We start from the raw sequence: 19,510 nt of genomic DNA, 5'->3' as shown, positions 1-19,510 counted from the left end.
ACGGGGCAAACGTTGCCGGGAGGGGCACTAGACCGGGCGCGCCCGGACCGATGCCTTGAGGTCCTGGTGCCCGCCACTGGCGACCATCCGTACCTCGTCCTGGTCGCTGATCTCCGCCAGCACGATGCCGGTCTCGTCCGCGTACAGCGCGTGCCCGCCCGGCCCCAGCCGATCCGTCCGGTGTACCACCACGACATCCTCGTCGTCCGGATCGGTCGCGGACGCGTCCGGATACGCGAAGACCAGCGTGTACGTGTCCGACATTCCCATGCGGCCTCCTGGAACAGCTCACCTCTCACGGAGAGCGGTGCCCCGTGGCATCGGGAGCCCGTAGTCACAACGAGCCGGAGCCCACCACCGGGCGGGCCCCACCACCGATGTAACCAAACGGACCCGACAGCCGCATCCTGGAGCACCAAGCCGCCGGCCACTCATCCCTTGCCATGCTCATGCCATAGCTGGAACCTGTCGGAGCCCTTCATCTGTTCTCCTCGCCAACGTCACCACCCGTTCCCCCAAGTGACAGCAGCCTAAGGACGGGCCCGGGCCCAAACGCAGCGCCCACGGACCCAGTCGAGGGCCCAGCGACCGCCCCGCACTCGGCGGGCGCTGCGATCGGGCAACGGCCCCGTACACGGTCGTGGGATCACCGCCAGGCCGAGCGGGAAGTGAATACGGCAGAATTCCGGGGCACGGGCCTGCCCGGCGGCGTCCGGCACGCACGCTCGCCGCGTTGTCGGGATCACCCAGCAACCCGAGCACCAGGTGTTGACAACGCTCGTGATCAATACACCTAGCGGCCCGCCCGCGCCGCCTGTCCTCGCCCCTTCAGTACAGCTCAGTTGGTGGTGCCTCGGGGGCAGGTCGGGTGGAGCAGGATTTGGGGGTGGGGCGGACGCTTGGAGTGGAAGTGGTGGGTGAGAATCCAGGCACCGACGCGGTGGCCGGCGTGGCAGCCGGCCAGGTCTGCCGCGCGGGAGTGGATTCCGGCCCAGACACGGGCGTTGATCATGTCCCGGTTGAGCCGGTCGGCGTACTCGTAGTGGCGCGTGGTGCCGGTGATCTCGGAGGGGATGTCGAGGTCGATGCGCGTGGTGCCGAGGAGCCCGGTCAGGGTTCGGGTCACGGCGGCGGCGACCGTGGTGTGACCGCTGACGTAGTCGGGATGCGGTGGTGTGGTGAGCAGCGGCTGCCACCGCGGGTCTGCCTCGGTAGCGGGGTTGCCGTCGGTGTCGGCGAGTTGGACGGCGGTGATCGGCCGCCAGAATCCGAAGTGGAGTTTGGCGTCCCACGCGGTGACGACGGCGTCGGTCGCTGACGTGTTCACCGCGGCGAACATCCGTGCCGTCTCGGCGATGCCCACTTGGTGCCGGGCGGTGTGGTCACGGAGCGCCGTCTGGAACTGCACGATCAGATTGCCCCCGAAGAACTGGGCGGTCTCTGTCTGGAGCGGTGTACGGGACGAGCCGGTCGCCGTTCCCATGTTCTTCACCTCGTTCACGTCCTGGGCGTAGCGGGCCGAGGACAGCGCCGGCGGCGCCCCGGGACGGAACTGGGCTGGGGAGTCGAGTGACATCGGTCGCAATCTGGCGAGCCAGGGGTCGATGAAGGGCAGACGGTTGGGCGGGGTGGGCCGCCAGACGCCGGGCGCGGGCGGGGCGTTGAACTCCACTGTCGCGAACCGGCCGTCCCCTTCGCGCAGTTCGACGATGTGGTCGGCGGCGCGTTTCCCGAACGCCACGCCCTGCCTCTTGGCGCTGCCGTCGGGAATCCCGGCGAGGGAGTCGGCGTACGCGGCGTCGAGCGGGGTCCGTGAGGCGGGGAAGTAGGTCAACAGTACGCGGTGCGCGGCGGTCACGGCCGCCGCCTCGGGCGATGCGTCAGCGGGCCCGCGCAGCCGCCACTTGTACGGGGCGTAGCCGCCCTGGATGCCGACCACGGCGTTGTAGACGGCGGCCGACACGAATCCGTGCCAAATGGCCGCCTGCCCGGACGGACGGGTGGCGCCGACATTGGCGCTGATGGTGTCGGTGGCGATGGCGTTCCAGTCACGGACGGCCGCGGGGTCCGCCGAAGGCGGCCGCTCACTGTCGGCGGTGGCCGCGGGGCCGGCCACCGCCGTGACGGCGAGGAGCAGGAGTGCTGCGGCGGAGCCGACGACGGCCCGTCTGCCGGTACGAGGGGTGAACATAACGAACTCAACGGTCAAAGCTCCTGGACGGTCACGCCGATTCACCACCGCCCGCTCCTCCGCACCACCCGTACCGCCCGCGGCCTCGGCACACCGCCGACGATCGGGGAAGGAGACGCTGGACGGCGCGGTGGTCCGGGAACTCGGCGAAGAAACGGGGACCGGGGGCAGGTCTGTATCCAGCGCTCCATGAGGAGTTCATTCGCGGCATCTGGATGCCGGTGGAGACGACTTTCAGTCCGGCGTCGGTCGGCAAGGCGTCGAGGGCCTGCGTGAACTTGGAGTCGCGGTCGCGGATCAGGAACCTGCCCCCTGACCAGTGGTTTCGCATCATCGATCCACGCTTCGGCATAGGGTCATGATGGTTCTTCAGGAATCCTGAAGAACCATCATGACCAGACGGGCGACCCTTTTCCCGTCGTTGGTTCGTTCTCAGCCGCCGGACGGGCTGAGATCAGTCTGCGCGGCGACTGGACGAACCGAGCACGGACAGCGAGACGACCCGAGCGTCACGGGGACGCCGGCTCGGGATGTCAAGGGCCACGTAGCGGGCGGTGATCTCCGTACTGAGCGTGGCCTCACGGCGCCTGGTCCGCAGCCTTCCGGCCTCCTCGTACGTGAGGCCGTCGGCGCTGAACTCGACCGTCGCCGAGGGAACGTGCCCGCCCGTCCAGACCACCCGGACCTCGCCCACCGGTAGCTGCGCTCCGAGGTCGACCACCATCCGGCCGCCCGCCCCGGGGGTCCAGGACGTGTGCGGGTCGCCGTCGACAGCTGCCGCCGGGTCCGACATGCCGGAGGGCAGCGGTGACGTCGGGAAGGTGATCCGCCCCAGAGCGGCGTCGGGAATCGAATGGCTCGGCGCGCCAGGCACGGACACCTGCTCCGTGCGGCCGTGACGGACGCTGACGTGTATGTCGTCGCGGCCCGGTGCTGTGACGACGAGACGGCAGGACGGCCCCGTCAGCCGCAGAGTGGCCGCGTCGACGACCTCGGCTCGCAGTCCGGCCGGAACCCGCCCGCCCGTGTTCGAGCGCAGCGTGAAGCGAGCCGGTGCCACTGCGGCGCGGGCCGCCGCGAGTTCGGCGTCGTAGTCGGTGCCGGTGGCGGTCACGGTCTGCGTGCCCGCGTACAACTGGAGGCGCCGCGTGTCCTGCGGGACACCGACGGTGGTGGTCACCGCAGCGCCGGACAGGTTGAAGAGGCTGAGGTGGCCCCCCGCGGTGCTGGCGGCCACGACCGCGTTCCGCGCCTGTGGCGCCCTCCCAGCGGCAGCGGCCTTCAGTCCGGACACGTCAGCGCACACCAGCCCCTCGACCAGGATCGCCTCGGCGGGCCCGTCCGAGAGGACGACCGTGTCCCCGTAGACGGCAAGCGGATTCCGCGCGCCCCGCACGACGAGCCCGGCCCTGCCGTCGACGGAGAGCCAGCCGCCGGTGCTGGTGAGGTTGGCGTGCGGATACCGCGCGAGGTCCGTCCAGGTCTCCCCGTCCGCCGAGCCTTGGAGGACGTACGCACGTCCGGCGGCGGCCTCCCAGCGCAGGGTGGCCCGGTCGGACTCCCTGGCCTCCCCCAAGTCGACGGTGATCCAGCTGCCTGCCTTGGTGCGGTCGGCGACCGAGACGGCCCAGCGAGTGGTGGGATCGCCGTCGACGGCCAGCGGCGCACCCTTGCCCGTGTCAGCGGACGACGCGGTGGCGGTCGCGCCCCGCGCGAGGTCGGGGCCGTCGGCGCCGTCGCGGATCTCGATGGCATACAGCGAGTACCCGTATTTCGGGTCGGGGGTGACACCTTGCATCCGCAGTCGCCGGAACGAGCCTCTGGCAAAGGTGATGTCGTCGGTGCGCCCGGTCGCGGGAGGCCCCGGGGTGGCGCCGCCGCCGTCCTTGGCGGCGACGGTGACCTCGCCCTCGGCGGTGGTGTACGTGCGGCCGCCGTCCAGGCCCGCGACGCCCGACATAGTGAAGTTGTGCACTTCGAGATGGCCCTCGCCGGGCCCCGTGCCGCTGGTCGCGTAGACCACGGCGCCGGAGGGGAGGGTGGTGAATCCGGCGAAACCGGTGCCGAGGGTGAAGAGAGTGGCGCTGCCGTCGAAGCCGTCGCTGAGCACGCTGTACGTGGCGACGGAACGGGCGTTCACCTTGCCCGTGGTCGCGGGCAGGAACATGGGGGTGGCGCCACTGATTGCGAACAGCCAGTCGTCGTGCGCCGGTTGCCAGGCGAACTTCACAAACCCCGTCTTGCTGACGGCCGCCGCCCAGGCCGCCGTCGACTGGTGCGCCAGCAGGCCAGGGCCCGTGCCGAAGTCCGTCACACGGCTGGCCAGCGTGAACAGTTCCGTGTCGGTGAGGGGGCGTACGGCCTTGCCGTGCGCGGCGCGCCACTCGTGCAGCAGATAGCTGATTGCGATCTCGGCGCGTGCCTCCGGCTCGTACTTGGGCTCACCGGAGAACTTCGTGAGCCGGTTCACCGGCGGGTACGCCTGGTAGGCGTCGAGGCGTTCGGCCAGGGCCGCTTCGGCGCGGGCGGCGGCCCGGTCGCCGAGGACCTGCGCGAGAAAGGCGAGCGGGACTACGTCCCGTCCGTACAGATGCTCCCGGTCATTGACCATCGGCATCAGGGGCTCACCGGAATCACTCATCACGGTGAGCAGCGTGTCCCAGAGCAGCCCGGCGTTCGGCTGGGAAGTCAGTACCTCGGGCATCGGACGGTCGGCGACGATGAAGTGCGCGGCGTTGCGGGCCGACGTGCGCCACAGCTCGGCCTGGTAGTGCGGGCCGAAGGAGTTGTGGTTCTCCACGATGAACGTGTCGTACAGATTCCGTGCGATGTTGTCGCTGATCGGCACGCCGTCGACGAGGGCGGGGTTGGCGAGGTCGGCGACGGGCAGCCCGGTCTCGTTACGGCTCCACCGGCCGAAGGCGTCGCTCCACGACGGGTACCGTGCGTCGTCAGGAGCCCAGGCGAGACCGGGTGCGAGCGACTGTGCGTAGACGCCCATCTCCTCCAGCTTGGTGTCACCGACGAACCCGCCGGTCAGGCCGTGCGGTGTCCAGCCGGCGGAGTTGGGGTCGTCGGCCGTGCCGAGCCCCGTGGTGTACGTAGCCTGTTCGCGCACGATGGTGTCGATGTGCGTCCGCGTCGCGTCGTCCAGCTGGTCCCACAGAAGGCGCGCGGCGAGTACGAAGTAGAGCTGGAAGGTGGTGTCGAAGAAGAGGGTGCGTCCCCACTCGGCGCCGCCGGTAAGGCGGTTCGACGCCGCGAAGTGCTTGATCGTGGCGAGGGTATGGGAGCGGAGGGTCTCCTTGTCGATCCCGGCCCGCTCGGCGTCGTACGTGCCCCGCGTGAGCAGGAGCGCATTGCCGAGGACAACGGCGAAGCCGAAGTCCGTGACGGTGTAGTGGCCCTTGGCCGTGTCCCACTGGGTCTCGGACCAGCGGGTGTGGGTGAGCAGGGCCTTGTAGTACGTCTCGGCAATCTCGTCCGGGCCGGCGGCCCGGTGCGTGTTGCCGGAGGCCGTTGCCGGCGTGACCGCGAGCGAAAGCGGCGCTGCCGTCAACGCCGCGGTGACTCCCGCCAGTTGCACGAATCGACGCCTGCTGGGCCCGGCCGGGTGGTGGTTCACGTGGAGCGCCTCCTGAGATCGCGCCTGACAACGTTGTCCAGGCCCGGCCATTCTTGGTTTTGGAGCCGAAAGCGTCAAGAGCCGCGTCAGCACGCTCATGCTGAGACCCTGGATGTCGCGACGGGTCGGCGGTCTGCCGGGTTGTGTGCGGCGGGATGCGACGGCGTGGCGACAGAGTATGAAGTCGCGGTGTCACCGCGGGACCGTGTCCGGGGAGACGATCGGGTGCAGCCCGCCGCAGCTCGGGCCTGGGGAGCCGGTGGAGGAGCGCAGCAAGGAAAGCGCGCTCCGCCGCGGTGACCCGTGGTCTGTCGATCTGCCGCTGCGGGACGGCCAACCGGTGGCGCGGCGTACCCGATCAGGGGTGCCGCTCATACTGGAAGGCATGGACCAAAGCGCCGAGCTCGGGGAGCTCCTGCGGTCGCGCCGGGCGCGGCTGAGCCCGCAGGACGCGGGAATTGCGGGGACGGCGACCACCCGCCGGGTACCGGGGCCGATCACTGACTTCGACGCGCCGACGCACCGGGGCGCGCGATCTGCCGCGGTTCATGTTCCTCGTCGTCGACCTGAACGCCTACCTCTCGCCGCTGAAGCCGGACGGCGTCCTGGCGAACATCGGTGCGCCCGAGGACCCCGGCTCCCTCCACCTGTTCTCACTCGTCATGGGCGGCAAAACGCCAGCCGGATCGCTGATCGGCGGGACCAGGGAGACCCAGGAGATGCTGGACTTCCGCGCGGAGCACGGCTTCGGTGCCGACATCGAGGTCATCAACGCCAACCAGATCAAACGAGGCGTACGAGCGCGTCGTCGCCGGCGATGCCCGTCACCGCTTCGACATCAACATCGCTTCCCTGCGCAACTGAGATACACGGCTGAAACCTTAGGGAGATCATGCGCTACGTAAAGCTCGGCTCGACCGGCCTTGACGTCTCACCGCTCGTGCTCGGATGCATGAGCTACGGCACGCCCCATCGCGGTAACCACGAATGGACCCTGGACGAGGAGGCGTCCCGCCCCTTCATCCGGCGGGCGGTCGAGGCGGGGGTCAACTTCTTCGACACCGCGAACGTCTACTCGGACGGCACCAGCGAGGAGATCGTCGGGCGCGCGCTCGGCGACTTCGCTCGCCGGGACGAGATCGTACTGGCGACCAAGGTGCACGGTGCCATGCGTCCAGGACCCAATGGAGGCGGGTTGTCCCGCAAGGCGATCTTCACCGAGATCGACAACAGCCTGCGGCGGCTCGGCACCGACTATGTCGACCTTTACCAGATTCACCGCTGGGACCCGAACACGCCCATCGAGGAGACGCTGGAAGCGCTTCACGATGTCGTCAAGGCCGGCAAGGCACGCTACATCGGGGCGAGTTCGATGTATGCCTGGCAGTTCTCCAAGGCACTCCACATAGCGGAGCGGCACGGATGGACGCGTTTCGCCACCATGCAGAACCACTACAACCTCCTCTACCGTGAGGAAGAGCGCGAGATGATGCCGCTCTGCGCGGACCAGGGCATCGGGGTGATCCCTTGGAGCCCTCTCGCGCGAGGCAAGCTCACCCGGGACTGGGACGAATCCAGCGCCAGGAGCGAGAGCGACAACTTCGGGAAGACGCTCTACAAGGACGATGACCGGGTCATCGTCGAGCGTGTCGCGCAGATCGCCGTCGAACGAGGCATCCCGCGGGCGCAGTTGGCGCTCGCCTGGCTCGCCCAGCAGCCTGGGGTGACGGCACCGATCGTCGGGGCGACCACACCGCACCATCTCGATGACGCGCTGGCCGCGCTTGATGTGCGGCTGACCGAGGAGGAATTGACGCGGCTCGACGAGCCCTACACTCCGCACGCGGTGTCAGGCTTCTGATCCGAAAGTAGCGTTTGGTTCGGGGCAGATCCGGGCATGGCGGGAAGCCGGTCTGGCGACTCGATGTCGCCGGACCGATGCTTGGCGGTGGTCGGGACCGGGCCGGTGATCGGGGATGGGGCAGGCAGCCTGGGTGAGTTCGGCCCGCTGGCCGAGCCGGTGCGGTTGGGCGATGGCGCGGCGTTCGGCGTGGTCGGGGTCGCGGTCGGGGTCGCGGTCGCGCTTGTCGAACGGGACGGCGCTGCGCGCCTGGCTGGTGATACCGCGCCACGCCTGCGCCGCCACCCCCGCGCCACTACTGCTGTGGGTGCACGGCGGCCCGCAGACCAGTTCGATCACTTCGCGGGTCGCCAGATCGATGACAATCCCCACGTACCGTCGGCCCATGACTGTCCGCGGAAGGAGACAGCGCCCAGGGCGACCGACATCACGAGTTCACGTTCAATCGGTGAGCGTGTCCGCGAAGGCCGTCACCGTGGCGACCGCCGCCTGCTCCACGATCTGGATGCCCGCCTCTTGAGTGCTGCAGCCGTTCAAAAGCACCGCCATGAAATAGACCCGGCCGTCCTTCTCGATCCTACCGATGCTGTTGACGTCCCACTTCTTGGTCTGGCTCCGCTGGAGCCAGCCGTTCTTGAGGGCGGTCGGCCTCTCCGCGTCCGCCGCCGCGGTCACGCCCCAGTCCTGGCTCGCGGCTATGTGGTACATCAGGTCCTGGATGTAGTCGCGTGAAGCGGTGCTGAGTGGCGACTTGTCACCGAAGACGGCCTGGAGCAGCCGAATCTGGTCCCGTGCGGTGGTCTGGGTCACGCCCCATACGGTGCCGTCGCCACCTGTGGTCTCCGACAGACCGAGACGCTCGTTGGCCGCGTCGAGCCCGGTGGCACTTCCGATCTCGGTCCACAGCGCGCTCGTCGAGTCGTTGTCGCTGTTCTGAATCATGGCGGCGGCGTAGGCGCGCTCCTGCGCCGTCAGCTCCCGGCCGGTGTCCTGTGCCTGGAGCAGAAGCGTGGCGAGAATGTTCACCTTGACGATGCTGGCCGTGTCGAAGGCGCCCTCGCCGTACGTGGCCGATTCGCCACTCGTGGTGTCCAGTATCGCCACGGACATCCTGTTGTCACTGAAAAGCGCCGTCACGCGCGAGAGCGCCGACTCAAGATCCATCGGCACCGGAGGTGCGGACGTGGCCGGCTGCGATTCTGTTGTCGTCCGCGGTGCGTGTGCCGTCTGCGGTGCGCGTGCCGTTGGCGCGCTCGCTCGGCCGGAGTAGAGCCGAGCGGCAGTATACGTGGCGGAGGCACCGAGCAGGACGGCAGCCGTGGTCACCGCCCACATCATGCGCCGCCTCCTGGCCTTCCGGCGACGCCGTTGCTCCCTGCGGGAGCGGCCGCCCCGGCGAGATGGGTTCTCATGCACGCGTTCGATGATAATTGGACAGGAGTTCGAAGTGCTTGGGTGGCTCCTCCCTACGTCGCGAGGCCGGGGTACCGGGCGGGGGGCAAGCGGTTCCGGGCGTTCGATCCGCACCAGGTGCCGCCGCTGCCGCACGGCCGACTGCCCGCGGACCACCCGGCCCGGTTCGTCGTCAATCTGGTCGACGAGGTGCTCAACCTCGCGACGGTACCGGAGAAGGCCGACAGACAGGCCGCCCGCCCGCGCGACGGAGCACGCGGCGGACGGCCACCGGGCTTCGACGAAGAGCGGTACAAGAAACACAACACCGTCGAACAGGCCATCAACAGGCTGGAACAGCACCGGGCCGTGGCCACCCGATACGACAAGCGCGGCTACGTCTTCCTCGGCACCGCACCACCGGCAGCCCTCTCGTCAGATCATTCAGCCGGCCTCCGACGTTGGCAACACAGAACTGTCCCCGGCAGACGAACGCGACGAGGACCTGGAGACTGTCCGGGGTCCGGCGGTTCTCCAGCTGACGTCGCGACAGAACATCAGACTCTTTGGTCTTATTCTTCACGTAAATCCGCACGCTACCCGCGCCAACCAATTCGGCCTACGGCTACCAATCCGGCGGAGAATTCACAAGTGCCGTCCTCGATGTACACGAAATGCAGGAGGCAGCGCCGACTCATACCGAGTGCCGTTGCACGCACCGCAGAGCGAATGCACGCAATACACGCAAGCACGTCAACGATCTCACCGATGAGTCATCATCGACCTGCCCGGAGAAGGTCACAACCGCCGACACCTGCACATACACTTGCGTCCGCCGGAATCCCCGTTGACCTGGGACAACTCCGTCCTGGAGCCGGTCGGGCCAGTGAGGAGCGCACTCCGTGTTCTATTACGTACTCAAATATGTGCTACTGGGGCCCCTGTTGCGGCTGCTCTTCCGGCCCCGGATCGAGGGGCTCGAACACATACCCGCCGACGGCGCCGCGATCATCGCGGGTAACCATCTGTCGTTCTCCGATCACTTCCTGATGCCGGCCATCCTCAAGCGGCGTATCACCTTCCTCGCCAAGGCCGAGTACTTCACCGGACCCGGGCTGAAAGGGCGGCTGACGGCCTTCTTCTTCCGCGGTGCCGGGCAGATCCCGGTGGACCGGTCGGGGAAGGAGGCCGGGCGGGCGGCGATTCGGGAAGGGCTCGGGGTGCTGGCCAAGGACGAGTTGCTGGGGATCTATCCGGAGGGCACCCGCTCGCACGACGGCCGGCTCTACAAGGGCAAGGTCGGGGTCGCCGTGATGGCGATCAGGGCGCAGGTGCCGGTGGTGCCGTGTGCCATGGTCGGCACCTTCGAGATCCAGCCGCCGGGCCAGGTCGTCCCGCGGATCAAGCGGGTGACGATCCGGTTCGGTGAGCCGATGGAGTTCGCGCGCTACGCGGGTCTGGAGAACGAGAAGGCGGCGGTCCGCGCGGTCACCGACGAGATCATGTACGCGATCCTCGGGCTCTCCGGACAGGAGTACGTCGACCGCTACGCGGCCGAGGTGAAGGCGGAGCAGGCGAAGGCGGCGTCGGCCGGGAAGTTCCCGCGGCTGCGTCGCTGAGAGCAGATTCGCGACCGGCGAACGCCCCTGGGCGCGAGGGTTCCCGTACCTCTAGCGTCCCCCGTATGACCAGGGGACACGTAGTGGTGATCGGTGCGACAGGACAGACGGGGCGGGTCGCCGTGCGGGCGCTCGCCGAGGACGGCTGGGAGGTGCGCGCGGCCTCGCGCGGCGGCGGCCGGGACGAGCACTGGCCGCAGGACGTACGGGCGGTACGGCTGGACCGCGAGGATGACGCGGCGCTGGCCGCCGTGATCGGCGACGGCTGCGATGTGGTCGTGGACATGGTCGCGTTCGGGCGGACACACGCCCGACAGTTGACGGGGCTCGCCAGCCGGATCGGCTCGGCGGTCGTGATCTCCAGCGGCGCGGTGTACGAGGACGATCGGGGCCGGGGCTTCGACACCCAGGACGAGCCCGACGGCGGCCCGCGCTATCCGGTGCCGATACCCGAGACACAGCGGACCGTGGCTCCCGGCGAGGCGACGTACGGTACCCGAAAGGTGCTGCTGGAGCGCGAGTTGCTGGCGGCGGGCGACGCGCTGCCGGTGACGCTGCTGCGGGCGGGCGCGATCCATGGCCCGTACTGCCGCACCCCGCGTGAGCTGTACTTCGCCAAACGGCTGCTGGACGGCCGACGGCGGCGCGTACTGGCGTACGGCGGCCGGAGCCGCTTCCATCCGGTCCATGTCGCCAATCTCGCCGAGCTGATCAGGCTGGCGGCGGCGCGCCCCGGCTCTCGCGTGCTCAACGCCGGTGATCCACAGGCTCCGACCGTCGCGGAGATCGGCGCGGCGATCGACAGGGTGCTGGACCGCGAGACCGAGACGGTACCGGCCGAGGGGGCGCCGGAGGACGGCGTCGGCGATACGCCCTGGAGCCTGGAGCATCCCGTGGTCTACGACATGGCCGCCGCCGAGCGGGAGTTGGGGTACCGGCCGGTCACGGGCTATGCCGAGTCCCTGCCCGCGACCGTCGCCTGGCTCACCGACCGGCTGTGCGGCCGGGACTGGGCGGACGCGTTTCCCACGATGGTCCGGAACTACGGACGGGACCGGCTCTTCGACTACGCGGCGGAGGATGCCTGGCTGGCGCGGTACGACCGGGAAGCCGGTTCGTAACCGGCTGGGAGTCGGCGGACGGGGGCGACCGGCGGACCGGCCACCCCCGTCCCGGGGTCTTACGGCTTGGGCGTGGCGTGCGGAGCGCACGTCACATCGGCGCTGTCCAGCGCCCCCGTCAGCAGGTAGGACTCGACCCGGTCGTTGATGCACGGGTTCAGCAGATTCGTGATGCCGTGCGAACCGGCGTCGCGCTCGGTGATCAGACGCGATCCCGCGAAGCGCTTGTGCAGCTCGACGGCGCCCCCGTACGGCGTGGCGGCGTCCCGCGTGGACTGGGTGATCAGCACCGGCGGCAGCCCCTTGCCGGTCTTGACCTCCACCGGGGTCTGCTGCTTGGCGCCCCAGGTGGCGCACGGCAGGTTCAGCCAGGCGTTGGACCAGGTGAGGAACGGGTGGTCACGGTGGAGCCGGGTGTTGTCCCGGTCCCACTGCTTCCAGCTCGTCGGCCACTTGGCGTCGGCGCACTCGACGGCGGTGTAGACCGCGTTGCCGTTCTCGGCCTGGGCGTTGCCCGCGGTGTCGGACATGTCGGGGGCGGCCGCGTCGATCAGCGCCTGGGTGTCACCGGCGAGGTACTGGCTCCAGACCGTGGCGACGGGCACCCAGCTGGAGTCGTAGTACGGAGCGCTCTGGAACAGACCGAGCAGTTCGGCCGGTCCCACGACGCCGCCGATGGGGTTCTTCTTGGCCGCGGCGCGGAGAGTCTCCCACTGCTTCTCGACCTGGGCGGCGGTGGTCCCGATGTGGAAGGACGCGTCGTTCTCGGCGACCCACTCCATCCAGTCCTGGAAGCGGGATTCGAAGGCGACGTCCTGGTCCAGGTTGGCCTGGTACCAGATCTTCTCCTTCGAGGGGTCGACCACACTGTCCACGACCATACGGCGCACATGCGCCGGGAAGAGCGTGCCGTAGACCGCGCCGAGGTAGGTGCCGTAGGAGACGCCGACGTAGTTGAGCTTCTTGTCGCCGAGCGCGGCCCGGATGACATCCAGATCGCGTGCGGTGTTGGGCGTCGTCATCTGCGGCAGCATCCAGCCGCTGCGCTCCTGGCAGCCGTCCGCGTACTCGGCGGCCAGCTTGCGCTGGGCGCGCTTGTCGGCCTCGCTGTCGGGGACCGGGTCGAGCTTCGGCGCCTTGACGAACTCCTGCGGGTCGACGCAGGAGATGGGCGTGGAGTGGCCCACGCCACGCGGGTCGAACCCGACGAAGTCGTAGGCCTTCGCGGCATCGGCCCAGATCGCGTTCTTGGTGACGACGCGGCGCGGGAACGCCATGCCGGAGCCGCCGGGACCGCCCGGGTTGTAGACCAGGGAACCCTGACGCTCCTGCTTGCCGCCGGTGTTGCCGATCCGGTCGACGGCTATCTTGATCTGCCGGCCGTTGGGCTTCGTGTAGTCGAGCGGGACGCTCACCCAGCCACACTGGATGGGCTTCTCCAGTGCCCAGTCGGCGGGGCAGTCCTGCCAGTCGATGCCCTTTTTCGCGGCGCGCTCGGCGGCGACCGTGGCGCCGTACGCCGCCGGGTCACTCTGGTGGCGGCCCTCGGCGGTCGCCGCCGGGGCGGCTATCGCGCCCGCTATGAGCGTTCCCGTGAGCAGCGTGCCGGCCGAGGCGAGCACTGCGGTGCGTCTCAAGTGGAACCTCCCCCTCTGTGGTGCGCTGCCTGCGGCAACGCGTTCGATCGGACTCCCCGGGATCATTTCGTCTGTGTGGCGGCTGAGAACAGGCCACCCGGCCATTTCTTTACCGAACCCATAACCGGTACGCGCCGTCCCGCTCAGCGGTACGCGGAGACGGATCCGTGGGTCAGGTGCGCGCGCAGCACCTCGTCCAGGACCCGCCGCAGCCGCAGGGCGTCCGGGGCGAGCGCCGTGACGAGCGCCGCGGGTCCGGCGAGCGGGGTGAGTACGGCGGTGTCGCCCAGCAGCCGCGATTCCACCGGATTCGCCTCGAACTCCAGCCCCACGAGGAGGAGTTGGCCGACGGCCCGATGACCGCCGAGGACCGCTCCGCCGTCCCAGCCGCCGGCCGCGCCGGGTCCGTGGGCGAGTTCCTGGTCGAGCAGCGGGCGTCCGGCGCGGTGCACGGTGAGCCGGGTCAGCAGCGTGCCGGGGCCTTCGCCGTGCCGGCCGAGGATCTGCTCGTCGCGCAGCACCAGCCGGGCGGTGGCGGCGAGCTCGACGCGGGTGCGCATCCGCAGATCGCTGCCGTACGCCGAGATGACCTGCTCCGGAAGCCAGTGCAGCTCCGCGCCCTCCCCCACGGTCAGCCGTACGTCGTAGTGGGCCGGTCCGGCAGCACGTCCGGGCAGGGCGACGGTCGCCGCCGTCGCGTCCACGGTGAGCCGCGCGCCGTCCCGTACGTCGGCCTCGATCGCGAGCCGGTCGCCGCCGAGCGGTGCGCTCATGGCGCCGACGACGGTGACCCGGGCGCCTGCCCCGGTGGCGCGGGTGCGGCGCGGCACCAGCGGTCCCTCACCGGTCAGTACGGGCAGCCCGGCGCGGGTGGCGACGATACGGGCGGTGGCGTGGACGCTCATGCGGTCCAGGCGGCGAGCCGCGCCAGTACCCAGTCCGTGACCGGCGCCACCCCGTCCTCACCCGTCAACGAGGTGAAGACGACGGGAAGTTCACCGCGCTGCTCCTTGGCGTCGCGGGCCATCCGGCCGAGGTCGGAGCCGACGTACGGCGCGAGGTCCGTCTTGTTGATCACGAGCAGATCGGCGGTGGTGACACCGGGCCCGCCCTTGCGCGGGATGTCGTCGCCGCCCGCCACGTCGATGACGAAGATCTGGGCGTCCACGAGGCCCTTGGAGAAGGTCGCGGTGAGATTGTCGCCGCCGGACTCGACGAGGATCAGATCGAGCCGGCCGAGGGCGTGCTCCAGATCCTCGACGGCTTCCAGGTTGGCGGAGATGTCGTCGCGGATCGCGGTGTGCGGGCAGGCGCCGGTCTCGACCGCCTGGATGCGCTCGGGGGGCAGCACCGCGTGCCGGAGCAGGAACTCGGCGTCCTCGCGGGTGTAGATGTCGTTGGTGACGACGGCGAGTGACAGCCGGTCGCGCAGGGTGCGGCAGAGCGCGGCGACGGTCGCGGTCTTGCCCGAGCCGACGGGTCCGCCGAGGCCGATACGGAGAGCGCGCCGCCTGCCGTCGGGGCGCAGGGCGTCGGCGCTGACGGCGGCCGGGCCCGAGTGGCTGTGGTCGAGATGCATGGTGCGGCTCCTGTCGGGGCGGTACGGGGCGAGGATGCGGGGGTCCGGGAGGCGGGGACGGGGGCCGGAGGAGGATGCGGGGGCGGGGCGGGTCTCACGAGGCGAACAGCCGCACCGGCCAGGCCGCGTGCGCCTCCGCGGTGATGTCGAGCAGCGGCGCCGAGGCGGCCGGCAGCGCGTCGAGGCCGTCCCGCGCCGCCCGTTCCGCCAGCTCCGCGGCCCGCCCGGCGACCCGGTCCAGCTCGGGCGCGAGGCGGGCGAGGACGGCGGTGGCCTCGAAGGGGTCGAGACCAAGCAGCCGTACGGCCGCGGTCGCGGGGCCGCTGACCGTTTCGTATCCCGCGCAGTACGCGGCGTCCTCGGGGGCGAGCCCGGCGGAGCGTGCGGTGAGGCCGAGGACGACGGGCTGGTGCGCGCCGCGCGGCCGGGCGGCGGCGAGCGCGTCCAGCTCGCCGCTGGGCCAGGTGGCGCGGGCGGCGCGCATCAGCTGTCGGCCGAGCTTGCGCGCGGTCGCCCGGAGCGCGGGTGAGGGCGTACGGGCGTCGGCGGCCTCGTCGAGTTCCAGTGGGTCGAGGCCCCCGGCCGCCGCCGCGGCGAGGGCCGCCGCGGTCAGCCCGGTGGTGTGCAGCCTGCCCCGGCAGAACGCGGCCAGGCTGGGGGCGTCGTGGATCCGCCCCGCCCTGACGGCCGGCTCGGCCCCGCCCGAGTGGGCGTGACCGCCGGCGGGGAACCGGCCGTCGGCGAGTACGAGCAGTGCGGCGCGGTTCATCAGAACAGGAAGTAACGCTGCGCCAGCGGGAGTTCGGTGACGGGCGCGGGCTCCACCGGCTCGCCGTCGATGGTCACCGTGAAGGTGTCCGCGTCGACGTCGACGCGCGGCAGTGCGTCGTTCTCCCGCATGTCCGCCTTGGTGACCCCCCGGGTGTTGCCGATCGGCGTGAATCTCTTCGCCAGGCCGAGACGCTCGGGCAGGCCGTCCTCGATCGCCGCCTCCGCGACGAAGTTGACCGAGCCCGCCGCCGCCGCACGGCCCAACGCGCCGAACATCGGCCGCGGGAGCACCGGTTGCGGGGTGGGGATGGAGGCGTTGGCGTCGCCCATCTGCGCGTAGGCGATCTGCCCGCCCTTGAGGACGAGTTGCGGCTTGACACCGAAGAAGGCCGGGTCCCAGAGCACCAGATCGGCGAGTTTGCCGGTCTCGACGGACCCGATCTCCCGGTCGAGTCCCTGGGCGACCGCCGGGTTGATGGTGTATTTGGCGACATAGCGGCGGGCGCGGTGGTTGTCGGCGCGGCCGTCGCCGGGCAGTGCGCCGCGGCGCTTCTTCATCACGTGCGCGGTCTGCCAGGTGCGCATGATCACCTCGCCGACGCGCCCCATGGCCTGGGAGTCGGAGGAGATGATCGAGATGGCTCCGAGGTCGTGCAGGATGTCCTCGGCCGCGATGGTGGAGGGCCGGATACGGGACTCCGCGAAGGCGAGATCCTCGGGCACGGCCGGGTTGAGGTGGTGACAGACCATCAGCATGTCGAGGTGTTCCTCGATGGTGTTGATGGTGTGCGGCCGGGTCGGGTTGGTGGAGCTGGGCAGTACGTACGGCTCGCCGACCACGGTGATGATGTCGGGGGCGTGCCCGCCGCCCGCTCCTTCGGTGTGGTACGCGTGAATGGTGCGGCCCGCGATGGCGGCGAGGGTGTCGCCGACGAAGCCCGCCTCGTTCAACGTGTCGGTGTGGATGGCGAGTTGGGCACCGGACTCCTCGCACACCCGTAGACACGCGTCGATGACGGCGGGGGTGGCGCCCCAGTCCTCATGGATCTTGAACCCCAGTGCTCCGCCGCGCAGTTGGGCGCGCATCGAGTCCTGGGACATCGTGTTGCCCTTGCCGAGCAGCCCGATATTGACGGGGAACGTCTCCAGCGCCTCGAACATCCGCGCGAGATGCCAGGCTCCGGGGGTGACGGTGGTGGCTTTGGTGCCCTCGGCCGGTCCGGTGCCGCCGCCGACGAGAGTGGTGACTCCGCTCGCCAGCGCCTGGTCGACGATGGTCGGCGAGATGAAGTGGACATGCGCGTCGATCGCCCCGGCGGTGACGATCTTCCCGTTGCCCGCGATGACTTCGGTCTCGGGCCCGATGACCAGCTCGGGATGGACGCCGTCCATGGTGTCGGGGTTGCCGGCCTTGCCGATTCCGGTGATCCGGCCGTCCCGTACCCCGATGTCGGCCTTGACGACGCCCCAGTGGTCGATGATCAGAGCCCCGGTGATCACGGTGTCGGGCGCGCCCTCGGCCCGGGTCGTACGGGACTGGCCCATCGACTCGCGGATGACCTTGCCGCCGCCGAACACCGCCTCGTCCCCGGCGAGCCCCGGCCCGCCGGAGCGGTCCTCCTCGATCTCGACGAGCAGATCGGTGTCGGCGAGACGGATCCGGTCCCCGGTGGTGGGGCCGAACAGATCGGCGTACCCGGCGCGGGACAGCTCAGTCATCGAGGGGACCTCCGGTCTCTCCCCGTAGTCCCGGCACGACGCGCAGACCGGCGAGGGGTACGAGTGCGACTTCGACGGGGATGCCGGGTTCGAAGCGCACGGCGGTGCCGGCGGCGATATGCAGCCGCTTGCCGCGCGCGGCGGCCCGGTCGAACTCCAGCCCCGGGTTGGCCTCGGCGAAGTGGTAGTGGGAGCCGACCTGGACCGGCCGGTCGGCGGTGTTGAGAACGGTGAGCGCGGTGACCTCGCGGCCCTCGTTGAGGGCGATCGGCCCCTCGGCGTACAGGATCTCTCCGGGGATCATCGGCGGCGCTCCCCCGTCACACGATCGGGTCGTGGACGGTGACGAGCTTCGTACCGTCCGGGAAGGTGGCCTCCACCTGGACGTCGTGGATCATCTCGGGGATGCCTTCCATGACATCGTCCCGGCCGAGCACCTCGCGTCCCGAGGTCATGAGCTCGGCGACGGTACGGCCGTCCCTGGCGCCTTCGAGGATGTGCGAGGTGATCAGGGCGACCGCCTCGGGATGGTTGAGCCGCAGTCCGCGCTCCCTGCGCCTGGCCGCCACATCCGCGGCCACATGGATGAGCAGACGTTCCTGTTCGTGCGGGGTCAGTTGCACGCTTCCACCTCATCGTCTCCGGCCCGGTGACGGCCGGGCGCAACGTAAACCCTAGCCAACTTCAACACTCTGTTGAGCCGTGATCGGTATGGTCACAGCCAGGCATCGCACGTTAGGGCGGAAGTTTTTCCAACGCGTTAACTGATCTTTCGCCGACGGCCCCGCCTGTCGGGCGCGACGGCGAACGGCCTCACCTGCCGGGACCCGGAGGCCGGCCACCGCCCTCCGGGCCCTGATGGTCGCGCCGGTGCTCCGCCGCGATCCCGAACCGCCGCCGCTCACCGGGGGCGGACGGCCCGGACCTGATGGCCGAGACCGAGCTGATCACCTGCTCCTCGGCCGCCTCCGGCTCGCTCTCAAGGCGTTCCAGGTCAGCGGCGGAGACCAGCGCGACCAGCGGCTTCCCGTGCCGGGTCACCACCACGCGCTCACCACCGTAGACAACGCGGTTGATCAGATCGGCGAGCTCTGCCCGGGCTTGCGTCACCGGAATCTCGTAGGCCATGCCCCCAGCTTAAGAGGACGACGCGCCCTGGACTTTCGATCGGCTCACGGCACCCACGCACACACCGCCCCGCATCCCCGACTCTGTACGTCCTGTACATTTTTCACAGAGACCTGACAGAGACCGCGAGACGCGCGAGACCCGCGTACGAGGAGAGGCATGCCATGAACCGTCCGTCAGCCCGCTACGTCCTGCCCGAGTTCACCGAGCGGACGACCAACGGGACCCGCACCCTCGACCCGTACTCCAAGCTCCTCGAAGAGCGGATCATCTTCCTCGGCACCCCGGTCGACGACACCGCGGCCAACGATGTGATCGCGCAGTTCATCCACCTCGAATACGCCGCGCCCGACCGGGACATCTCGCTCTACATCAACTCCCCGGGCGGCTCCATCAGCGCCATGTCCGCGATCTACGACACGATGCAGATCGTCACCTGCGACGTGGAGACCATCTGCCTCGGACAGGCGGCCTCGACCGCCGCCGTACTGCTGGCCGCCGGGGCGCCCGGCAAGCGGCTGGCGCTGCCCGGCGCGCGGCTCGTCCTCCAGCAGCCCGCCATCGAGGAGCCGCTCCAGGGCCAGCCGTCCGACCTGGAGATCCACGCCCGGGAGATGCTCCGACTGCGGTCCCTGCTCACCTCCATGCTGGCGCGTCACACCGGGCAGAGCACCGAGCGGATCACCGAGGACATCGAGCGCGACACGATCTTCGACGCGCCCGCCGCCCGGACGTACGGGCTGCTCGATCACGTCGTACAGAACCGCAAGGCTTCCCTCAACACGCCGCACAACGCCTTTGGCGGGCACTGAACACCGGTGCTGGGACGGCGAGTCGTTCCCGTATGGACGCCGCCCATACGGGAAC

At 69.9% G+C, this 19,510-nt stretch carries 17 protein-coding genes and 2 pseudogenes; 5 read left to right on the top strand and 14 right to left on the bottom strand.

Annotated elements, in window-relative coordinates:
• Nucleotides 1–27 precede the first annotated feature (27 nt).
• From ACIRQP_RS17300 to ACIRQP_RS17285, 4 genes and pseudogenes are all read right to left on the bottom strand, one after another.
• A complete protein-coding gene (locus ACIRQP_RS17300) occupies nt 28–270 on the bottom strand; it encodes a DUF6296 family protein (protein ID WP_403890185.1) in 243 nt (80 codons plus the stop codon).
• A gap of 568 nt (nt 271–838) precedes the next feature.
• The gene (locus ACIRQP_RS17295) at nt 839–2,191 is read right to left on the bottom strand and encodes a vanadium-dependent haloperoxidase (protein ID WP_403890182.1); all 1,353 of its coding nucleotides are present in this window, start codon (nt 2,189–2,191) and stop codon (nt 839–841) included.
• 161 nt (nt 2,192–2,352) lie between these two features.
• Nucleotides 2,353–2,507 (bottom strand): annotated as a pseudogene (locus tag ACIRQP_RS17290) (integrase); the annotation flags it as partial.
• A gap of 138 nt (nt 2,508–2,645) precedes the next feature.
• Nucleotides 2,646–5,816, bottom strand: a complete 3,171-nt coding sequence (locus tag ACIRQP_RS17285; RefSeq protein ID WP_403890179.1) for a discoidin domain-containing protein — start codon at nt 5,814–5,816, stop codon at nt 2,646–2,648.
• A gap of 560 nt (nt 5,817–6,376) precedes the next feature.
• Between ACIRQP_RS17285 and ACIRQP_RS17280 the strand changes: the two are divergent.
• Nucleotides 6,377–6,680: pseudogene (locus tag ACIRQP_RS17280) on the top strand (alcohol dehydrogenase); the annotation flags it as partial.
• A 28-nt stretch (nt 6,681–6,708) separates the two neighbouring features.
• A complete protein-coding gene (locus ACIRQP_RS17275; protein ID WP_403890176.1) occupies nt 6,709–7,677 on the top strand; it encodes an aldo/keto reductase in 969 nt (322 codons plus the stop codon).
• Here ACIRQP_RS17275 and ACIRQP_RS17270 read toward each other — a convergent pair.
• The gene (locus ACIRQP_RS17270; protein WP_403890173.1) at nt 7,666–8,064 is read right to left on the bottom strand and encodes a hypothetical protein; all 399 of its coding nucleotides are present in this window, start codon (nt 8,062–8,064) and stop codon (nt 7,666–7,668) included. The two genes, ACIRQP_RS17275 and ACIRQP_RS17270, sit on opposite strands and share 12 nt — an antisense overlap.
• Before the next feature lie 54 nt (nt 8,065–8,118).
• The gene (locus ACIRQP_RS17265; protein WP_403890170.1) at nt 8,119–9,093 is read right to left on the bottom strand and encodes a serine hydrolase; all 975 of its coding nucleotides are present in this window, start codon (nt 9,091–9,093) and stop codon (nt 8,119–8,121) included.
• An 878-nt stretch (nt 9,094–9,971) separates the two neighbouring features.
• Between ACIRQP_RS17265 and ACIRQP_RS17260 the strand changes: the two genes are divergently transcribed.
• The gene (locus ACIRQP_RS17260; RefSeq protein WP_403890167.1) at nt 9,972–10,688 is read left to right on the top strand and encodes a lysophospholipid acyltransferase family protein; all 717 of its coding nucleotides are present in this window, start codon (nt 9,972–9,974) and stop codon (nt 10,686–10,688) included.
• Nucleotides 10,689–10,753: 65 nt separating this feature from the next.
• Complete coding sequence (locus ACIRQP_RS17255) at nt 10,754–11,809, top strand: NAD-dependent epimerase/dehydratase family protein (RefSeq protein ID WP_403890164.1); 1,056 nt, start codon at nt 10,754–10,756, stop codon at nt 11,807–11,809.
• 59 nt (nt 11,810–11,868) lie between these two features.
• Here the strand turns inward: ACIRQP_RS17255 and ACIRQP_RS17250 are convergent, their stop codons facing one another.
• The 8 genes from ACIRQP_RS17250 to ACIRQP_RS17215 form a co-directional block, all read right to left on the bottom strand.
• Nucleotides 11,869–13,446 (bottom strand): alpha/beta hydrolase, encoded by a 1,578-nt coding sequence (locus ACIRQP_RS17250; protein ID WP_403890162.1) that lies wholly within the window; start codon nt 13,444–13,446, stop codon nt 11,869–11,871.
• A gap of 143 nt (nt 13,447–13,589) precedes the next feature.
• The gene (locus tag ACIRQP_RS17245) at nt 13,590–14,351 is read right to left on the bottom strand and encodes an urease accessory protein UreD (protein WP_403890159.1); all 762 of its coding nucleotides are present in this window, start codon (nt 14,349–14,351) and stop codon (nt 13,590–13,592) included.
• Entirely contained in the window at nt 14,348–15,025 is a 678-nt protein-coding gene (gene ureG / locus ACIRQP_RS17240) for an urease accessory protein UreG (protein ID WP_403890157.1), read from the bottom strand. Before ureG ends, ACIRQP_RS17245 begins: the two co-directional genes overlap by 4 nt.
• 94 nt (nt 15,026–15,119) lie before the next feature.
• The gene (locus ACIRQP_RS17235; RefSeq protein ID WP_403890154.1) at nt 15,120–15,794 is read right to left on the bottom strand and encodes an urease accessory protein UreF; all 675 of its coding nucleotides are present in this window, start codon (nt 15,792–15,794) and stop codon (nt 15,120–15,122) included.
• Entirely contained in the window at nt 15,794–17,515 is a 1,722-nt protein-coding gene (locus ACIRQP_RS17230; RefSeq protein ID WP_403890150.1) for an urease subunit alpha, read from the bottom strand. Before ACIRQP_RS17230 ends, ACIRQP_RS17235 begins: the two co-directional genes overlap by 1 nt.
• Entirely contained in the window at nt 17,508–17,819 is a 312-nt protein-coding gene (locus ACIRQP_RS17225; RefSeq protein ID WP_403890148.1) for an urease subunit beta, read from the bottom strand. Before ACIRQP_RS17225 ends, ACIRQP_RS17230 begins: the two co-directional genes overlap by 8 nt.
• A gap of 16 nt (nt 17,820–17,835) precedes the next feature.
• Nucleotides 17,836–18,138, bottom strand: coding sequence for an urease subunit gamma (locus ACIRQP_RS17220; protein ID WP_403890145.1), 303 nt, complete (start codon nt 18,136–18,138; stop codon nt 17,836–17,838).
• Between the two features lie 190 nt (nt 18,139–18,328).
• On the bottom strand, nt 18,329–18,643 hold the full coding sequence (locus ACIRQP_RS17215) for a type II toxin-antitoxin system Phd/YefM family antitoxin (protein WP_403890142.1): 315 nt from the start codon (nt 18,641–18,643) through the stop codon (nt 18,329–18,331).
• A gap of 164 nt (nt 18,644–18,807) precedes the next feature.
• Between ACIRQP_RS17215 and ACIRQP_RS17210 the strand changes: the two genes are divergently transcribed.
• On the top strand, nt 18,808–19,455 hold the full coding sequence (locus tag ACIRQP_RS17210) for an ATP-dependent Clp protease proteolytic subunit (RefSeq protein ID WP_403890141.1): 648 nt from the start codon (nt 18,808–18,810) through the stop codon (nt 19,453–19,455).
• The last annotated feature ends 55 nt before the right edge of the window (nt 19,456–19,510 follow it).

Origin of the sequence: Streptomyces sp. NPDC102274 (genome assembly GCF_044766385.1) — a bacterium.
Lineage (GTDB): Bacteria > Actinomycetota > Actinomycetes > Streptomycetales > Streptomycetaceae > Streptomyces.
Note: the sequence above shows the minus strand (reverse complement) of the source record. Positions and strands in the feature narration are given on the sequence as shown.

What these genes read in the sequence shown, in the direction of transcription:
- ACIRQP_RS17300 (WP_403890185.1), bottom strand. Translation starts at nt 270, where the DNA reads ATGGGAATGTCGGACACGTACACGCTGGTCTTCGCGTATCCGGACGCG.
- ACIRQP_RS17295 (WP_403890182.1), bottom strand. Translation starts at nt 2,191, where the DNA reads ATGTTCACCCCTCGTACCGGCAGACGGGCCGTCGTCGGCTCCGCCGCA.
- ACIRQP_RS17275 (WP_403890176.1), top strand. Translation starts at nt 6,709, where the DNA reads ATGCGCTACGTAAAGCTCGGCTCGACCGGCCTTGACGTCTCACCGCTC.
- ACIRQP_RS17270 (WP_403890173.1), bottom strand. Translation starts at nt 8,064, where the DNA reads ATGGGCCGACGGTACGTGGGGATTGTCATCGATCTGGCGACCCGCGAA.
- ACIRQP_RS17255 (WP_403890164.1), top strand. Translation starts at nt 10,754, where the DNA reads ATGACCAGGGGACACGTAGTGGTGATCGGTGCGACAGGACAGACGGGG.
- ACIRQP_RS17245 (WP_403890159.1), bottom strand. Translation starts at nt 14,351, where the DNA reads ATGAGCGTCCACGCCACCGCCCGTATCGTCGCCACCCGCGCCGGGCTG.
- ureG (WP_403890157.1), bottom strand. Translation starts at nt 15,025, where the DNA reads ATGCATCTCGACCACAGCCACTCGGGCCCGGCCGCCGTCAGCGCCGAC.
- ACIRQP_RS17235 (WP_403890154.1), bottom strand. Translation starts at nt 15,794, where the DNA reads ATGAACCGCGCCGCACTGCTCGTACTCGCCGACGGCCGGTTCCCCGCC.
- ACIRQP_RS17230 (WP_403890150.1), bottom strand. Translation starts at nt 17,515, where the DNA reads ATGACTGAGCTGTCCCGCGCCGGGTACGCCGATCTGTTCGGCCCCACC.
- ACIRQP_RS17225 (WP_403890148.1), bottom strand. Translation starts at nt 17,819, where the DNA reads ATGATCCCCGGAGAGATCCTGTACGCCGAGGGGCCGATCGCCCTCAAC.
- ACIRQP_RS17215 (WP_403890142.1), bottom strand. Translation starts at nt 18,643, where the DNA reads ATGGCCTACGAGATTCCGGTGACGCAAGCCCGGGCAGAGCTCGCCGAT.
- ACIRQP_RS17210 (WP_403890141.1), top strand. Translation starts at nt 18,808, where the DNA reads ATGAACCGTCCGTCAGCCCGCTACGTCCTGCCCGAGTTCACCGAGCGG.